This is a genomic window from Rhizobium sp. NPDC090279, from assembly GCF_044769665.1.
Taxonomy (GTDB): Bacteria; Pseudomonadota; Alphaproteobacteria; order Rhizobiales; family Rhizobiaceae; genus Rhizobium.
Window position 1 is genome coordinate 194423 of record NZ_JBIVYI010000005.1, and the last position, 17470, is coordinate 211892.

General features: G+C 58.4%; 16 protein-coding genes and 1 tRNA gene. 14 read left to right on the top strand and 3 right to left on the bottom strand.

Annotation, left to right across the window (positions count from 1 at the left end; translation table 11 throughout):
* Positions 1 to 112 precede the first annotated feature (112 nt).
* The 3 genes from ACIQWP_RS14175 (at position 113) to ACIQWP_RS14185 (ending at position 3449) form a co-directional block, all read left to right on the top strand.
* Positions 113 to 202, top strand: a tRNA-Ser gene (locus ACIQWP_RS14175).
* A 645-nt stretch (positions 203 to 847) separates the two neighbouring features.
* Positions 848 to 1909, top strand: coding sequence for a porin (locus tag ACIQWP_RS14180; protein WP_402788149.1), 1062 nt, complete (start codon positions 848 to 850; stop codon positions 1907 to 1909).
* A 445-nt stretch (positions 1910 to 2354) separates the two neighbouring features.
* Positions 2355 to 3449, top strand: coding sequence for a porin (locus ACIQWP_RS14185; RefSeq protein WP_402788152.1), 1095 nt, complete (start codon positions 2355 to 2357; stop codon positions 3447 to 3449).
* Between the two features lie 123 nt (positions 3450 to 3572).
* Here ACIQWP_RS14185 and ACIQWP_RS14190 read toward each other — a convergent pair whose 3' ends face one another.
* Both ACIQWP_RS14190 and ACIQWP_RS14195 read right to left on the bottom strand, forming a co-directional pair.
* The gene (locus ACIQWP_RS14190; RefSeq protein ID WP_402788155.1) at positions 3573 to 4466 is read right to left on the bottom strand and encodes an alpha/beta fold hydrolase; all 894 of its coding nucleotides are present in this window, start codon (positions 4464 to 4466) and stop codon (positions 3573 to 3575) included.
* A gap of 115 nt (positions 4467 to 4581) precedes the next feature.
* The gene (locus tag ACIQWP_RS14195; RefSeq protein ID WP_402788158.1) at positions 4582 to 6633 is read right to left on the bottom strand and encodes a transglycosylase SLT domain-containing protein; all 2052 of its coding nucleotides are present in this window, start codon (positions 6631 to 6633) and stop codon (positions 4582 to 4584) included.
* A 217-nt stretch (positions 6634 to 6850) separates the two neighbouring features.
* On the opposite strand from ACIQWP_RS14195, the gene dapA reads away from it, so the two are divergent.
* Both dapA and smpB read left to right on the top strand, forming a co-directional pair.
* The gene (dapA, locus tag ACIQWP_RS14200) at positions 6851 to 7735 is read left to right on the top strand and encodes a 4-hydroxy-tetrahydrodipicolinate synthase (RefSeq protein WP_402788161.1); all 885 of its coding nucleotides are present in this window, start codon (positions 6851 to 6853) and stop codon (positions 7733 to 7735) included.
* Positions 7736 to 7872: 137 nt separating this feature from the next.
* On the top strand, positions 7873 to 8352 hold the full coding sequence (gene smpB / locus ACIQWP_RS14205) for an SsrA-binding protein SmpB (protein WP_402788164.1): 480 nt from the start codon (positions 7873 to 7875) through the stop codon (positions 8350 to 8352).
* Between the two features lie 228 nt (positions 8353 to 8580).
* Here smpB and ACIQWP_RS14210 read toward each other — a convergent pair whose 3' ends face one another.
* Entirely contained in the window at positions 8581 to 9168 is a 588-nt protein-coding gene (locus tag ACIQWP_RS14210; protein WP_402788167.1) for an NYN domain-containing protein, read from the bottom strand.
* 311 nt (positions 9169 to 9479) lie between these two features.
* On the opposite strand from ACIQWP_RS14210, the gene rpoZ reads away from it, so the two are divergent.
* The 9 genes from rpoZ (at position 9480) to ACIQWP_RS14255 (ending at position 17300) form a co-directional block, all read left to right on the top strand.
* Complete coding sequence (gene rpoZ / locus ACIQWP_RS14215) at positions 9480 to 9878, top strand: DNA-directed RNA polymerase subunit omega (RefSeq protein WP_047627240.1); 399 nt, start codon at positions 9480 to 9482, stop codon at positions 9876 to 9878.
* Between the two features lie 100 nt (positions 9879 to 9978).
* A complete protein-coding gene (locus ACIQWP_RS14220; RefSeq protein ID WP_402788171.1) occupies positions 9979 to 12207 on the top strand; it encodes a RelA/SpoT family protein in 2229 nt (742 codons plus the stop codon).
* Between the two features lie 193 nt (positions 12208 to 12400).
* On the top strand, positions 12401 to 12550 hold the full coding sequence (locus ACIQWP_RS14225) for a DUF3563 family protein (RefSeq protein WP_082011744.1): 150 nt from the start codon (positions 12401 to 12403) through the stop codon (positions 12548 to 12550).
* A gap of 221 nt (positions 12551 to 12771) precedes the next feature.
* Positions 12772 to 13359, top strand: a complete 588-nt coding sequence (locus tag ACIQWP_RS14230; RefSeq protein WP_402788174.1) for a DUF2062 domain-containing protein — start codon at positions 12772 to 12774, stop codon at positions 13357 to 13359.
* Between the two features lie 39 nt (positions 13360 to 13398).
* Positions 13399 to 13803, top strand: coding sequence for a holo-ACP synthase (gene acpS, locus ACIQWP_RS14235; RefSeq protein ID WP_402788176.1), 405 nt, complete (start codon positions 13399 to 13401; stop codon positions 13801 to 13803).
* A 114-nt stretch (positions 13804 to 13917) separates the two neighbouring features.
* Positions 13918 to 14664 (top strand): signal peptidase I, encoded by a 747-nt coding sequence (gene lepB / locus ACIQWP_RS14240; protein ID WP_402788178.1) that lies wholly within the window; start codon positions 13918 to 13920, stop codon positions 14662 to 14664.
* A complete protein-coding gene (gene rnc, locus ACIQWP_RS14245; protein ID WP_402788180.1) occupies positions 14661 to 15380 on the top strand; it encodes a ribonuclease III in 720 nt (239 codons plus the stop codon). The genes lepB and rnc overlap by 4 nt, the downstream gene beginning before the upstream one ends.
* A gap of 134 nt (positions 15381 to 15514) precedes the next feature.
* Positions 15515 to 16459, top strand: a complete 945-nt coding sequence (era, locus tag ACIQWP_RS14250; protein WP_402788183.1) for a GTPase Era — start codon at positions 15515 to 15517, stop codon at positions 16457 to 16459.
* An 85-nt stretch (positions 16460 to 16544) separates the two neighbouring features.
* On the top strand, positions 16545 to 17300 hold the full coding sequence (locus ACIQWP_RS14255; protein ID WP_402788185.1) for a Crp/Fnr family transcriptional regulator: 756 nt from the start codon (positions 16545 to 16547) through the stop codon (positions 17298 to 17300).
* The last annotated feature ends 170 nt before the right edge of the window (positions 17301 to 17470 follow it).

Consider the following 17470-nt stretch of genomic DNA (forward strand, 5'->3'; position numbering starts at 1 on the left):
ACCAAGGCGCGCTTCATTCGGCAACCGGCTGTTGCCGAATCTCGGAAAGAACGTGCGTGAAGGCGAAAAAGCGCTTGCGTCGATAAATGAATGGCCCTATCAGGGCCGCACCGGAGAGGTGGCCGAGTGGTCGAAGGCGCTCCCCTGCTAAGGGAGTATACCAGAAATGGTATCGTGGGTTCGAATCCCATCTTCTCCGCCATCCCAGATCCCCAGCAGATAGAGATGGCATTTCGGCCGGTGAGTTCTGCCCGGCTTTCTTCCTTTCCAATTTGTATCTGATTGCTTGAGCTGAGGCGCGCCGATCTCTCGCGATTCCGCTGCCGCGTCCATGGCAATCCTGCCAAAATGTTCGGCTCGATCGCTTTGCTTCGAATCGATAAATCCGAATCATCTAGGTACGTGCATCGATTTGAGACAGTCCGGAGGAGGGCTCGTCGGCGACGCCGGAGTGAAGTCGCGGCGCCAAATGCCGCAAATCGTCTGTAAGTCGTCGCGAAAGTCCCAAAGTCGCCGCAGAAGTGCCGTTTTCTCGCCCGCCTGTATTTCCTGCGCTTCTATAGAGATACATTTCTAAGTGGCCGTAGATTAAGAGCTTTCTTAATAAAACCTAAATAATTGCGGCAGCCGTGTTGCTGACTTGTGTCCTTTCGGCAACAGGAATTGCGGAAGGCTTACGCAAATCCCCCTTTCCGACAAGATGTCGATTGCGTGACAGTGCGCGTCTTGTATTTTCAATCTCGGAAGCGAGGGCGATTGATCGTCCACTTCTTGAAACGCGAGGATGGGACAGGGAATACCTTCGGGTAGTTCTCATTCTCGATAAAAACTTTGACTGGAGGTCAATATGAACATCAAGAGCCTTCTTCTTGGCTCCGCTGCTGCGCTTGTGGCAGTTTCCGGTGCTCATGCAGCTGACGCTATCGTTGCTGCTGAGCCGGAGCCGTTGGAATACGTCCGCATCTGCGACGCCTACGGTGCTGGTTATTTCTTCATCCCGGGCACGGAAACCTGCCTCAAGATCGGCGGTAAGGTTCGTACCGAAGGTCAGTGGTACGATGCCTACAACCCGAACAGCCGCCTGGGCACGCTCTGGCACACCCGCGCTGAGCTCCGTCTCGCAACCGCAAGCGACACCGAATACGGCCCGCTGAAGACCAACACCGAAATTCGTTGGGACTGGAACGACGGCAACAGCACGAAGACCAATCTGCTGCACGCCAGCATCAGCCTCGGCGGCTTCACGATTGGTAAGGAAGACTCCGAGTTCAACGTCTTCACCGGCTACGCCGGCGACGTCATCAACGACGACGTTGTCTATGACGGCCCGTACGAACTCAACCAGATCACCTACAACTACGATGCAGGCAACGGCTTCACCGCTGTGATCTCGCTCGAAGACAGCAACTCTGGTGTTGGTGCGACTGGCGTCAACGGCGAAGACAGCTCCGACCATTATGCTCCTGACGTTGTTGCCGGTCTCGGCTACAAGGTTGGCAACTTCGGCTTCAAGGTCGTCGGCGGTTACGACTCGATCGTTGAAGAAGGCGCCATCAAGGCTCGCGTCGACGCCGACTTCGGCGCATTCTCGGCCTTCTTGATGGGCGGCTGGAACACCGATGGCAACAAGCTGAACAAGTATGCCGGTGCAAACGGTGCTGGCGATGCCGCCAACATCGGCTGGGGCGACTGGGCAGTTTGGGGCGGTGCTAGCGTTCCGATCAACGAAAAGCTGAAGTGGAACCTCCAGCTCGCCTACACCGACTCGAAGATCTTCGCCGCGACCACGAACCTCACGTTCAACCCGGTTAAGAACCTGACCATCCGTCCGGAAGTCTCCTACACCAACTGGGACTCCATCAATCAGGATCAGTGGTCTGGTATCCTGCGCTTCGAGCGTGCATTCTAATCTAATCTGATCTGACTTCGGTCAATCCGATTGGTCACTACTGTGACGGAAAGCCCGGCCATTGGCCGGGCTTTTTTTCGAGTATCGGCAAGCTGAAATGTAGCTTGCAGACCCCTCCACGTCTTTCCACTCAAATACTATCTTTAGGTTGTGTGTATTTTCTAAATAACCCCAAGTAGTTTTCTACTATCGAGATGCTGGCAGTATGACAGTTTTGCGACGTGATTTTTGTGCAACGCATTTTTTGAAACAGCCGTCACAATTGTTCATAGTTTATCTCTGATATTGCTCTGAAAAAAACGATCTGTAGGTTCCAAATCGGAAGCGAGACTTAGCGTCTTGGTTCTCCCAGATCAGGGGTCAACTTAAAACCGGGTGGGGTAGGGCGCGTCGATTTTCTCGGCGCGAATTCTCATACCTAATTGATATTGGAACTGGAGTTACTATGAACATCAAGAGCCTTCTTCTCGGCTCCGCTGCTGCGCTGGCAGCAGTATCGGGTGCTCATGCTGCCGACGCGATCGTCGCCGCTGAGCCCGAGCCGCTCGAATACGTCCGCATCTGCGATGCTTACGGTGCTGGCTACTTCTTCATCCCAGGCACTGAAACCTGCCTCAAGGTCGGCGGTATGGTCCGTACCGAAGGCGGCTGGTACAACGCCTACAATCCAGGCCCGGGCGGCGACCGCGGCACCTACTGGCATACCCGCGCTCAGCTGAGCGTCGACACAGCGACCGACACCGAATACGGCCCGCTGAAGACCAACACCGTCTATCGTTTCGACTGGAACGACGGCGGCTCCACCACCACCAAGCTGCTCTGGGCCAACATCAGCCTCGGCGGCTTCCTCGTCGGTAAGCAGGACTCGCAGTACAACCTGTACACCGGCTACGCCGGCGACGTCATCAACGACGACGTGATCTATGACGGCCCGTACGAACTCAACCAGCTGACCTACAACTACGACGCCGGCAACGGCTTCACGGCTGTCGTCTCGCTCGAAGACTCGAACTCCGGTTCCGATTCGACGACCTATGGCGGCGCTTGGGTTCAGTCGAAGGCTAACCACTACGCTCCGAACGCCGTTGCCGGTATCGGCTACAAGGCTGGCGGCTTCGGCTTCAAGGTTGTCGGCGGCTATGACTCGATCGTCGAAGAAGGCGCTGTCAAGGCTCGTATCGATGCCGACTTCGGCTTCCTCACGGCCTTCTTGATGGGCGGCTACAACACCGATGGCAAGAAGCTGAACCAGTATGCCGGTTCGAACCTGAACGCATCTGCTTGCCCGACTGGCCGCGGCGATCTTTGCGGCTGGGGTGACTGGGCTGTTTGGGGCGGCGTTGGCGTTCCGATCAACGCAAAGCTGAAGTGGAACCTCCAGCTCGCCTACACCGACTCGAAGATCTTCGAAGCGACGACGAACCTCAAGTTCACGCCGGTCAAGGGCTTCCTGATCGAGCCGGAAGTGACCTACACCAACTTTGATTCTGTGAACCAGGATCAGTGGGCTGGTATCCTCCGCTTCCAGCGCAGCTTCTAATTCGGTCCGCCGAACGAGTTTGAAAATCTTCTGGTCAGACCTCCGATCAGAAGAGGAAAGGCCCGGTCTCCCAACCGGGCCTTTTGATTTTCAGAGGGGTGTCGACCCTGAGAGCCCCCGTCGTCAAAGCCCTGAGATGAAATGCCGGATTGCGTCTGGAATATCGCCGAGATGCAGAATGGGGGCATGTCCTTGTCCTCGCGCGCTCTTGACGGTCATACCCGGATGGCGGTCTGCCATTTCATAGGTCGTGGTTTGCGTCAGAAGCTTCGAATTCTCGCCGCGAATCACCATCAGCGGGATATCCTGAAACCCTTGGAATTGCGGCCACAAGTCCGGGATCGGCGCTTCCAGATCGAGCGCCTGCATTTGTGCGGCTATGGCGGGATCGTAGTCGGCAACAGGTGTGCCGTCACGAAAGGCATAGATAGCCCGCGCCATGTCCTGCCAGTCGCCTTCGTCAAGCGCCGTAAAAGCACTGCCGTGGTTTTCCCGAAGGATCTCGATCGCCTCGCTCCAATTGGCGGGCTTCTTGTCCCGGTTGAGATAGTCGCGAATATCCGCCAATCCGATTTTCTCGAGAATTGGACCGATGTCGTTGAGAATCACCGCCTTGAGGACGTCCGGCCGGCTGGCGGCAAGCACATGCAGCACCAGTCCGCCGCGTGAGGTACCGACGAAGATGGCCTGCTGCATCCCAAGGGCAGCGCAGACGGTCAGCACATCCTGTGCTTCGACAATGAGACTGTAGTGAGATTTGTCCGCATCCCATTGGGATGCCCCGCGCCCACGGGCATCGAGCGTGATCACCCTACGCGGGGCCGTCGAATCCTGCGATAGAAGCAGCGCCAGTTGATGAAAGTCCCGCGAATTGCGCGTCAGGCCGGGCAGGCAGAAGATCGGCGGCCGGGTTCGTGTGGCGTCGTCGTCGCCGGCATAATCGCGCACATAGAGCTTCAGGCCATCCTCCGCCGCTATCGTCCTGGCAAGGAAACCGCTTTGGTCGTCACTGCGCATGCGTCATACCTCGTGCGTTGGCTATCACCGGGGATGTAACGTCATTTCCGCAGCGCGCACAACCGGCGCCGTCTCCCATGGCAGGCCACCCAAAGGCCTGGCGATAACGATGCGTTCAGCCGCGGCCGGAGACCAGATCGTGTACGATATCGGGCTTCTGTCCCAGCCGGGCCTTGTAGACCTGATAGTTTTCCATGACCCGCTGAACATAGTTGCGGGTCTCGGGGAAGGGGATGCGCTCGATCCAGTCGACCACGTCATCGAGCGATTTGCCGCGCGGATCGCCATAGCGGCTGATCCACTCCGGCACCTTGTTCGGTCCGGCATTGTAGGCGATGAAGGTGAGGATATAGGACCCGCCGAACGTGTCGATCTGCTCGCCGAGATAGTGGGCGCCGAGCGTGGCATTATAGCCGGCATCCTGCGTCAGTTTGTCGGCGGAGTAGGCCATGCCGTGCCGGCCGGCAACGGCCTTTGCGGTCTTCGGCAGCAGTTGCAGCAGGCCGCGGGCATTGGCGGAGGAAACGGCGGCCGGATTGAAAGCGCTTTCCTGCCGGGCAATGGCATAGGCGAGCGCTTTGCCGGAGCCGGAAATATTGGCATTGTCCGGAATGACACCGATCGGGAAGGCGAGCGCTGCGACGTCGATGCCGCGCCCATAGGCGATCTTGCCGATCTGAAGCGAAAGCTGGTGGTTGCCCGAACGCTCGGACCGGGCGGCGAGCAGGGCAACCTCGCCGGGGCTTTCCAGTTGCTTCGCCAATGCGCGATAGAGCGCATCGGCACGCCAGCCGTGTCCTGCTGCCTCAAGCCGTGAAATCGCCTGCACGGCCTCACGTCCCTGGAAACGCTGGCGATCTACCGCCGACGGAGCGGGATAGGTAACGTTCAGGGTACGGCGACCAAGCTTCTCGGCGGCAAGCTGGCCATAGAAGGTGCTCGGATAGGAAGCGGCCTTCGCATAGAAATCGGCAGCCTTGCCCGGTCCACCTGCCTCGGCGGCACGGCCGAGCCAGTACCAGCCGCGCGATTGCGAGATCGGTCCGTTCGACACCTGCAGGATCTTGCGGAAATGGGTTGCCGCGTTCGCACCGTCCTGCAGGCCGCGCAGAGCGTACCAGCCCGCGTGGAATTCGGCCTCGCCGACGTCCTGCGGGCTTTCCGCGACGCTGGCGTCGACGACGCGATAGGCAGCCTTGAATTCACCCTGATCCACCAGGCCACGGCTGACGATGCGCTGCTCGCTCCACCACGCGCCGGGGCTGACAAGCACGCTGCGGTCTCGCGGCATTTGCGCCAGAAGATTGGCGGCATCGTCATATCTGTTCTGGCGGCGCAGATTTTCGATCCGCATGAAGAGATAGGCGGGGTCCTTGCGCCATTGCGTGTCGACGGCTGCTATCAGCGCGTCCGCCTTCGGCGAGCGGTCATTGACCGCTGCCCAGGCCTTATAGAGGGATTGCGCCCGGCCGAGATCGCCAAAGCGTTTGGCCTGCGCTGTCCGGTCGCGGTAAAGCAGATAGTCCATGCGCGCCTTGTGATCGGCGGGCGAAAGCAGGCTCGGGAATTCTGCGAGGATCTTGTCCTCAAGCGATTTGTCGAGCGGCTCGTCGCGCCAGATCTTGCGGATCAGCTTTGCGGCTTGTGCCGACGAACCTCGCGCCATGAGCGCGCGCGCGAGGATGATGCTGCCTTCCACGGTCTCAGGCTGCGTGTTGCCGAACGCGGCAAGCACCTGATCGGTCGCCGGATTTTCGGTGTAGAGCGCCCGCTCGGAATTGGCACGCAGGCTGCCGAGCCCCGGCCAGCCGACGAGCTCGCGGGCGGCCGCGGCAATTTCGCCGGAGGGGATGCCTGGCTGGCCTGAAGTGGCGATCGCCCAGGTCAGAATATGGCGATCAAGCGAGCCTTCGCCCATGCCGTTGCGGATGGCGAGCGCCTGCATCGGGTTCTTGTTGGAAAGAGCGTCGAGACCGGCTTTCAGGTCGCCGCTGACAGGCGCGATGGCTCCGCTGCGCGGGATCGCGGCTGTGCTCATGGGGTCCGTCGCCATGGCGACGTCGGCGCTTGAGCGTGTTGATGTCTGCTGGCCGGGAAGCTGTGAGGCAACGGCGCCCCAGGCGACCGCCAAGCCAACAGCGGTCCAGATCATGACAGGTCTCTTCATCCGGCTACTCACAAAACAAACAGGCCCTTTCCATTTGCCAAATGCTATATTAACGAAACCTTACCGGTGGTCCGAATTTCAATCAATTATGATATCGGAAACTGCCCTTTACCATTCAAAGCGCGCTTGTCGCCGTCAAATCGGCGCTTTATGGTGCGCGGATTCATAACCATGGATTGCGGCTGAAGCATGAAAGCAGCGCCGCTAGGAGACTTGCATGTTCAAGGGGTCCATTCCCGCACTCGTTACGCCCTTTACTGACGCCGGCAAGGTGGACGAGGCTTCCTTTGCCTCGCATGTCGACTGGCAGATAAAAGAGGGCAGCAAGGGATTGGTGCCCGTGGGTACGACGGGCGAATCGCCGACCCTGTCGCATGACGAGCACAAGCGCGTCGTCGAACTCTGCATCGAGATCGCCAACAAGCGCGTCCCGGTCATGGCGGGAGCGGGGTCGAACAATACCCGCGAGGCGATCGAGCTGGCACAGCACGCCGAAAAGGTCGGCGCCGATGCGGTTCTGGTCGTCACCCCCTATTACAACAAGCCGACCCAGAAGGGGCTCTACGCGCATTTCGCAGCTGTTGCGGAAGCCGTGAAGGTGCCGATCTATATCTACAACATCCCCGGCCGTTCGGTTGTCGACATGACGCCGGAGACGATGGGTGCGCTCGCCAAGACCTATGCCAATATCGTCGGCGTGAAGGATGCGACCGGCAAGATCGAACGCGTTTCCGAGCAGCGCATTAGCTGCGGCCGCGACTTCCGCCAGCTTTCCGGCGAGGATGCCACGGCGCTCGGCTTCAACGCCCATGGCGGTATCGGCTGCATCTCGGTGACGGCCAATGTCGCGCCGCGCCTGTGTGCGGAACTCCAGGCTGCGACGCTTGCCGGCGATTATGCCAAGGCCCTCGAATATCAGGACCGCCTGATGCCGCTGCATAAGGCGATTTTCATCGAGCCCGGCCTTTGCGGCGCCAAGTATGGCCTTTCCCGCCTCGGCCGGATGAGCCGCAACGTGCGTTCGCCGCTTTTGTCGACCCTGGAGCCAGGCACGGAGGCTGCAATCGATGCGGCCATGCGCCATGCCGGTCTCCTGAACTGACGGCATAGTAGACGAACTGGGAAAACTCTCCGCAAGGCCGCTCTCTTCACAAGGAGGGCGGTCTCGCTTATTTAGGGTGCAGGAACTTGGCGCGCCGACGGCTACCGCCGGAATGAACAAAGAAAAGAAGAACAATCATGGCCCCCAAAGGCAGCCAACGCATAGTCAACAAGATCGTGGCGGAAAACCGCAAGGCACGCTTCAACTATGAGATCATCGACACCTATGAGGCAGGGATCGTGCTGATGGGTACGGAGGTCAAGTCGCTGCGCGAAGGCAAGGCCAACATCGCCGAATCCTACGCTTCGGACGAAGGTGGCGAGATCTGGCTGATCAACTCCTATCTGCCGGAATACCTGCAGGCGAACCGGTTCAATCATGAGCCACGCCGCCGTCGTAAACTATTGCTTTCCAGCCGCGAAATTGGTCGGCTGCGTTCTGGTATCAACCGCGAAGGCATGACTCTGGTGCCGTTGAAGATCTATTTCAACGACAATGGCCGTGCGAAGCTGGAACTGGCGCTCGCCAAGGGTAAGAAGCTCCACGACAAGCGCGAGTCGGAGAAAGAACGCGATTGGAACCGGCAGAAGAGCCGTCTGTTGAAGGACAACCGCTAGAACCTTTCCGCTTTTCTTCGAATCGCGAAAACGTCCTATCCTTTTGTACTTACGCAATTCCGCACGGAAAACCGCTACGTACTTTTCCTGGAATTGCTCTAGGCATCGCAGTGTTTTTCCGCAAGCATTCTGCGGATGAATGCGTGGCCGAGATTGTCTTGCGCAGAGGGCAACTTAGGCACACCGGAAACCGAAGCGCAACCGCCGCCAGCCAAGAGTTTTCAGGCGCTATTGCTCGTCAGCATCCGCTTCCACGTGGGCTGGCTCTGCGGAGCGGTGAGGGCGCTCGGACGGTTCGCGGCCGATCTCAGCCTTCAGCGATACGAGATCGATGAAATGGTCGGCCTGGCGGCGGAGATCGTCGGCGATCATCGGCGGCTGGGTCGCCATGGTCGAGATGACCGAGACCTTGCGGCCGCGGCGCTGGAGCGCTTCCACGAGGTTCGTGAAGTCGCCGTCGCCGGAAAAGATCACCAGATGATCGACGGTCTCGGATTGCTCCATGGCGTCGATCGCCAGCTCTATGTCCATGTTGCCCTTGATCTTGCGGCGCCCCATGGAGTCGGTGAACTCCTTGGCGGGCTTGGTGACGACCTTGTAGCCGTTATAATCGAGCCAGTCGATCAGCGGGCGAATGGAGGAATATTCCTGATCCTCGATAAGGGCCGTGTAATAATAGGCGCGTAGCAGATATCCGCGTTTCTGAAATGCCTTCAGGAGCTTGCGATAATCGATATCGAAGCCGAGGCTCTTGGATGCAGCGTAGAGATTGGCGCCGTCTATAAAGAGTGCAATTTTTTCGCGTGGGTCAAACATCGCTTACATATCCACTGTTATAAAAACGTAATCACTTCATTCAAAGGTTAGCTAAAACAATGCCTTGTAAGGCGTTGCAGAATAATTCGTATTACTTTATGAATTATTCATATAACCGAGATTTAGGGCACGAAATGCGATATTCCAAGCAACCTCAGGTGGAAATCACCGTTTGTATAGGGGAATTTTAACACTTTTCCGGAGGGTGCAAAGGCGCTGAAACAGGAAAAACTTGAATTTGCCTTCGTTTGCTTGTATCGGCGTGCTACTCCGAGACATGATGACGACATCACGACCGCAAAGGACAGGCAATGGCCCGTGTCACAGTAGAAGATTGCATTGATAAAGTAGAGAACCGGTTCGAGCTCGTGCTGCTCGCCAGCCATCGCGCCCGTCTGATTTCGCAGGGTTCCTCGATCACGATCGATCGCGACAACGACAAGAACCCGGTCGTTGCGCTGCGCGAAATCGCCGACGAGACGTTGTCGCCTGATGATCTCAAGGAAGACCTGATCCATTCGCTGCAGAAGCATGTCGAAGTGGACGAGCCCGAGCCCGATCCGGCAAGCCTCATTGCGGCTGGCGCTTCCGCCACCAGCGAAGAGGAAGAAGACCTGCCGGAAACCGTCACTTTCGACCAGATGTCGGAAGAAGAGCTTCTGGCCGGTATCGAGGGCCTGGTTCCGCCGGAAAAAAGCGACGATTACTGATCGTCGAGCTTGATGCTCCGGGCAGGAGCGATATGATGAGAGGATGCGTGCGCCGGTCAGATGACTGGCGCGCTTTTGTTTTTGCGGGAGTAGCTTCGGAATGATGCGGCAATACGAGCTTGTCGAGCGCGTGCAGAAATACAAGCCCGATGCCAACGAAGCTCTTCTCAACAAAGCCTATGTTTATGCAATGCAGAAGCATGGGCAGCAGAAACGTGCCAGCGGCGATCCCTATATTTCCCATCCTCTCGAAGTTGCCGCCATCCTGACGGACATGCGTCTGGATGAATCGACCATCGCGGTCGCTCTTCTTCACGACACGATCGAGGACACCACGGCGACCCGCGCCGAAATCGACGAGATGTTCGGCGAGGATATCGGTCGTCTGGTCGAGGGTCTGACCAAGATCAAGAAGCTCGACCTCGTCACCAAGAAGGCCAAGCAGGCGGAAAACCTGCGCAAGCTGCTGCTCGCCATTTCCGACGACGTCCGCGTGCTATTGGTCAAGCTCGCCGACCGCCTGCACAATATGCGCACGCTCGATCACATGTCGCCGGAAAAGCGCGCCCGCATCTCCGAGGAGACGATGGAAATCTATGCGCCGCTCGCCGGCCGCATGGGCATGCAGGACATGCGCGAGGAGCTGGAAGAGCTTTCCTTCCGCCATATCAACCCGGAAGCACACGACACCGTCACCAAGCGGCTCGAAGAGCTGTCGCGGCGCAATGAAGGGCTGGTCAAGAAGATCGAGACCGAGCTGCGCGATCTGCTCGTGGCCAATGGCCTTGCCAATGCCATGGTCAAGGGCCGGCTGAAGAAGCCTTATTCGGTCTTCCGCAAGATGCAGTCGAAGTCGCTCTCCTTCGAGCAGCTTTCCGATGTCTACGGCTTCCGTCTTCTCGTCGACGACATTCCATCCTGTTACCGGGCGCTCGGCATCGTGCATACCCGCTGGCGCGTCGTTCCCGGCCGCTTCAAGGACTATATTTCGACGCCGAAGCAGAACGACTATCGCTCCCTGCATACGACGATCGTCGGTCCTTCCAGTCAGCGCATCGAGCTGCAGATCCGTACCAAGCGCATGCATGAGATCGCCGAATTCGGCATCGCCGCCCACACGCTCTACAAGGACGGCACCAACGGCAATGGCAATGGTGACACCGACCTGGCGTCGCGCGAAAGCAACGCCTATTCCTGGCTGCGCCACACCATCGAGGCGCTGGCCGAAGGCGACAGCCCGGAAGAATTCCTCGAGCACACGAAGCTGGAGCTTTTCCAGGATCAGGTCTTCTGCTTCACGCCCAAGGGCAAGCTGATCGCGCTCCCGCGCGGCGCAACGCCGATCGACTTTGCCTACGCCGTCCACACGAACATCGGCGATACGACCGTCGGTGCCAAGATCAACGGCCGCATCATGCCGCTGGTGACGCGGCTGAACAATGGCGATGAAGTCGAGATCATCCGCTCCGGCGTGCAGGTGCCGCCGGCCGCCTGGGAAGAGATCGTGGTAACTGGCAAGGCGCGTGCCGCCATTCGCCGCGCCACCCGCCTTGCAATCCGCAAGCAATATGCCGGTCTCGGCCATCGTATTCTCGAGCGCACCTTCGAGCGCGCCGGCAAGGTCTTCTCGCGCGATGGGCTGAAGCCGGCCCTGCATCGCCTCGGCCAGAAGGATGTCGAGGATGCGATCGCTGCCGTCGGGCGAGGGGAGATGTCGTCGCTCGACGTCTTGCGCGCCGTCTACCCCGATCATCAGGACGAACGCGTGACCGTGAAGCCCGCCGGCGACGAAGGCTGGTTCAATGTCCGCAGCGCTTCCGGCATGATCTTCAAGATCCCGGGCAAGAACAAGGCTGACGTTTCCGATGGCGCCGATCTCGATGCCCCGCCGATCCGCGGTATCTCCGCCAATGTCGAGGTGCATTTCGCATCGACCGGCGCCGTTCCGGGCGACCGCATCGTCGGCATCATGGAAAAGGGCAAAGGCATCACCATATATCCCATCCAGTCGCCGGTCTTGCAGCGGTTCGATGACGAACCGGAGCGCTGGATCGATGTGCGCTGGGATCTGGACGAGGCCAACAAGTCCCGCTTTGCCGCGCGCATCCTGATCAATGCTCTCAATGAGCCGGGCACGCTGGCGAAGGTGGCGCAGACCGTCGCCGATGTCGACGTCAATATCCGCGTGCTCAACACCGTTCGCGTCGCCGCCGATTTCACCGAAATGGCCCTTGATGTCGAAGTCTGGGATCTGCGTCAGCTCAACCAGCTGCTGGTACAGCTCAAGGAGCTCGATTGCATCGCGACGGTAAAGCGCCTCTACGAGTGATATCCACGCGGCGTTGCTATCAATCCAGGGCAGGCTGCATATTTTGTGATCATTTTATGACCAAATTCGAGCACCTTTCCGGATTGATATGCATTGAATGCATGGCTGCGTGTATTTTCGAGCGGTGGTAATTAACCCTTATCGCGCTTATCTTCTGGTCATCGAAGAAACGAAACTGAGATGAGAGAAGACAATGTTTACCCCGATCAAGAAAATCGCCCGCGCCTTGCGTGTTCCGAGTGTTGAAGAACGCGAAATGGCTTACCTGAACGGTTCGCATGACCGCTTTGACCTTGAATATCGTCAGCGCCAGATCGACCGCGGCCTGTTCCGCATGCGTTAATCGCTGTTAATACTTGCAAGACCAGGAGGGGCGCGTTGTTGTTGCGCCCTTGGAGCATCCCGATCTTACGGGATTGCTTCCGCTAAATGAAGAGAATGTCTGTTTTCTGCACCCTGAGCAGGCGACGTTCCAAAAAAGGGCCGCACTTTCGGCTCTTAATCGGTGCGTGACACGTTTGGCCGCTCTTGTCACGACGGCCCCCATTGCACTAGATAAGCCGCATGCTGTTTCGTCGCCGAAAACCACTGACATTCAAGGAAAAGTTGCGGGAGCACCTTTGGCCCCGCAAGGGTTTCGTCCGCTCGTTCCAATATTTCGGCAAGCGCCTTGTTCGCCTTGCCGCCTCGCCGCATTCGGTTGCGGCCGGCTTTGCAGCGGGCATCGTCGTATCCTGGACGCCGTTTATCGGTGTGCATTTTGTGATGGCGATCATCATCGCCTATCTGGTCGGCGGCAATGTCATAGCCTCCGCGCTCGGTTGTCTGGCTGCCGGCAATCCCATTACCTACCCCTTCATCTGGGCCTTCACCTGGGAAATCGGCCATCTGATCCTGGCGCGCGATAGCGGTGGACAGGGCGGCGGCATCGATCTGCCAGCACTGTGGCACAAGGGCGATCTCCTGCAGATCTGGGACCCGGTTTTGAAGCCGATGCTGATCGGCGGCATTCCGCCCGCCATCGTGACCGGTGTCATCGTCTATGCGCTCACCTATTATGGCGTGAAGACCTTCAAGACGCGCCGCAAGGAGCGGCTGATGGAGCGCGCCCGCGAGCGGCTGGCACTTGCCGAGAACGCGTCGAGCGTCTGACGTGCGTGACCTCGTCCCGGCCGCCAGGAGGGCCTTTCCATGATTATCGGCATAGGCAGCGATCTCATCGACATCCGCCGGGTGGAAAAGACGATCGAGCGTTTCGGCGACCGCTTCACCGAGCGCTGCTTTACTGATATCGAGCGTGCCAAATCCGAACGCCGCAAGAACAAGGCGGCTTCCTACGCCAAGCGCTTCGCCGCCAAGGAAGCCTGTTCCAAGGCTCTGGGCACCGGGTTGGCGCAGGGCGTCTTCTGGCGCGACATGGGAGTCGTCAATCTGCCAAGCGGTAAGCCGACGATGCAGCTGACGGGTGGTGCCGCCGAAAGAGTGGCCTCCATGCTGCCGCCAAATCATCGCGCTGCCATTCATTTGACGATAACGGATGATTTTCCTCTTGCTCAGGCTTTTGTGATCATCGAGGCGCTGCCGATAGACGGCTGAATCATGGCCGTGTGTCGCTTTTGGCATCCGCGCCATTGCCGCGATGATGTGAAGCGAGTAGACAGTGCCTGAATGCAAGTGCGCCGGTGGGGTGCGAAAAAGGAATAAGACTGCGTGTCCGAGAAAGCCGTAAAACAGCAGAACGCCCTGTGGGAGAACATCAAGGTCATCGTTCAGGCGCTCGTCCTGGCCATGATCATCCGCACGTTTCTCTTTCAACCATTCACCATCCCGTCCGGCTCGATGATGCCGACACTTCTTGTCGGCGACTATATCTTCGTCAACAAGTTCGCTTACGGCTATTCGAAGTATTCAATGCCGTTCTCGCCGGATCTGTTCAGCGGCCGCATCTTGGGCAGCGAGCCGAAGCGCGGCGATGTCGTGGTCTTCCGCTTCCCGCCGAATCCGGATGTCGACTACATCAAGCGCGTCATCGGCTTGCCCGGCGATCGCATCCAGATGAAGAACGACGTCCTCTACATCAACGGCCAGGCCGTTCCGCGCGAGCCGCACGGCACCTTCTCGTCTGATTACAGCCAGGAGCCCGGCGACAATATTCCCGTCTACAGCGAGCGCCTGCAGGATACCGGCAAGGTTTATGACACGCTGGATCTTTCGCCGAATTCGCGTGGCGACAATACTCAGGAATATGTCGTTCCGCCGGACCATTACTTCATGATGGGCGACAATCGCGACAATTCCGACGATAGCCGTTTCGACGTCGGCTATGTTCCGGCTGAAAACCTGATCGGTCGCGCCAGCATCATCTTCTTCTCGCTGGGTCACGACACCTCCTTCCGCGAAGTCTGGAAGTGGCCGACCAACATGCGTTGGGATCGTATCTTCAAGGTTGTCGAATGACGAAGGCGCAGACGCTCACCCAGGCGGATCGTGCCAGGCTTGAGGCTGCTATAGGCCACGAGTTCGCCGAAAGGGAGCGTCTCGATCGCGCGCTGACACATGCCAGCGCGCGCACGCACAAAACAGGCAACTACGAGCGGCTGGAGTTTCTCGGCGACCGGGTTCTTGGCCTGTGTATCGCCGAATTGCTCTTCAAGACCTTCGGCGCGGCGACGGAAGGCGAGCTTTCGGTGCGCCTCAATCAGCTTGTGAGCGCCGAAACCTGCGCTGAAGTCGCCGATGAGATGGAGCTGCATCTTTACATCCGCACCGGTGCCGACGTGAAGAAGCTGACGGGCAAGCGTATGCTCAATGTGCGCGCCGATGTCGTCGAAAGCCTGATTGCCGCCCTCTATCTGGACGGCGGACTTGAAGTCGCCCGCGCATTCATCCTGCGTTTTTGGGAGCGCCGCGCCACCCGGCCGGAAGGTGCAAGGCGTGATGCCAAGACGGAGTTGCAGGAATGGGCGCATGCGAAATTCGGCGTCACTCCGATCTACAGGGTTGATGATCGCAGCGGACCGGATCATGATCCTCACTTCACGGTGACCGTGGAAGTGAAGGGCACGAAACCCGAGACGGGAATAGAACGCTCCAAGCGTGCGGCCGAGCAGGTGGCCGCGACTCGGATTCTGGAGCGTGAAGGTGTATGGCAGCCTCAATTGAGTGAGAAGTAACTGCTAGAGCATGATGCCGAAAAGTGTGAGCGGTTTCGCACGACGTCATGTTCTACTTCTTTGAGTTTAGAGCGGATTCAGATTTTAGGTCGATTCGGCCTAAAATCATCCGGCTCTAAGGAATGACGGAAAAAATGACCAATCAAGAAGATACGCCCGCCGGCGACGGCGCGGTTGAACATATCGGCCCGACGCATTCGGGTTTCGTGGCTCTCATCGGCCCGACCAATGCCGGCAAGTCGACGCTGCTCAACCGGCTCGTTGGCGCCAAGGTTTCGATCGTCAGCCATAAGGTGCAGACGACGCGCGCGATCGTTCGCGGTATCGCCATCCACGACAACGCGCAGATCGTGTTCATGGATACGCCCGGCATCTTCAAGCCGCGCCGCCGTCTCGACCGGGCCATGGTGACCTCTGCCTGGGGCGGCGCCAAGGATGCCGATCTCATCATGCTATTGATCGACAGCGAGCGTGGATTGCGTGGCGATGCCGAGGCCATCCTCGAAGGATTGAAGGAAGTTTCACAGCCGAAGATCCTCGTCCTCAACAAGATCGACCGTGTCCGCCGCGAGGACCTGCTGGCGCTTGCCGCCGCGGCTAACGAGAAGATCGAATTCACGCAGACTTTCATGGTATCGGCCGAAAACGGCTCCGGTTGCGATGACGTGATGGACTATCTGGCAAAGACCCTGCCTGAGGGACCATGGTATTATCCGGAAGACCAGATTTCCGATCTGCCGATGCGTCAGCTTGCCGCCGAAATCACCCGTGAGAAACTGTTTCTCCGCCTGCATCAGGAACTTCCCTATTCCTCGCATGTCGAGACGGAAAAGTGGGAAGAGCGCAAGGATGGCTCTGTTCGCATCGAACAGGTGATCTATGTCGAGCGAGAGAGCCAGAAGAAGATTGCGCTCGGCAAGGGAGGCGACGCGATCAAGTCGATCTCGACCGCATCGCGCAAGGAGCTCTCCGAGATCCTCGAGCAGCCGGTTCATCTCTTCCTCTTCGTCAAGGTGCGCGAAAACTGGGGAGACGATCCGGAGCGCTTCCGGGAGATGGGGCTCGATTTCCCGCGTTAATGGAACTTTGCTTCCCCGAGGGCTTTATATTGCAACAGTTTGTCGGGCGTGTCGCCTGAGCTGATGCAACTCAAGGGAGCGTTTCATGGCAAGGACCGCCGCGACGGTGCATGGACAACGCACACCGTGCCAGCAATGTCCGCTAAGGTCTCTGCCGCATTTCCGTGAATTCGAGCGTGACGAGCTGAATTTCATCAGCGGCTTCAAGAAGGGCGAGCTGCTGGTGGACGCGGGCGCCACGATCTTCCTCGAAGGTGCGCATAGCGCCCATCTCTTCACCATCCTCTCCGGCTGGGGCTTCCGCTACAAGACGCTGGAGGATGGACGCCGTCAGATCCTCAACTACGTGATGCCCGGCGATCTTATCGGATTGCAGGGCTCGATCATGGGCGAGATGCAGCATTCGACGGAGGCGCTTTCGCCGATATCGCTTTGCGTCTTCGAGCGCACCGAATTGATGACGCTCTACAATTCCCACGCCTCGCTGGCCTACGATCTGACCTGGATCGCGTCGCGGGAAGAGCGAATCCTGGATGAACATCTTCTGAGCATCGGTCGCCGCTCGGCGGTCGAGCGCGCAGCCTATCTCATCGCATATCTGCATCAGCGCGCCAGCGCTCTGCGTCTGTTCAACAGCAGCAAGATCATTCCCATCACGCAGCAGCACGTCGCCGATACGCTCGGTCTTTCGGTCGTTCATACCAACAAGACTTTGAAAAAGCTGGCGGCTCGAGAGTTGCTACTCTGGCAGGAGCGAGGCTGCGAGGTGCTGGACGGAGAAGGGCTTGCCGCGCTTGCCGGCTGGGACGGTCTTGATTCGGGCAGGCGTCCCTTCATTTGAGTGGTGACCTTCCTGCAAACAACATGTCTTTTTTAAATGCTGACAGCACCTGTATCAGCTTAGATTACTATCACGGTCACTTTTCCACCAGTTTCACCTTTTACTAACCCCGGCGGCAAAAGCGATTGGAGCACGTCGACGAGCCCATAGTGCCGCAGTGCAAAAAGTGC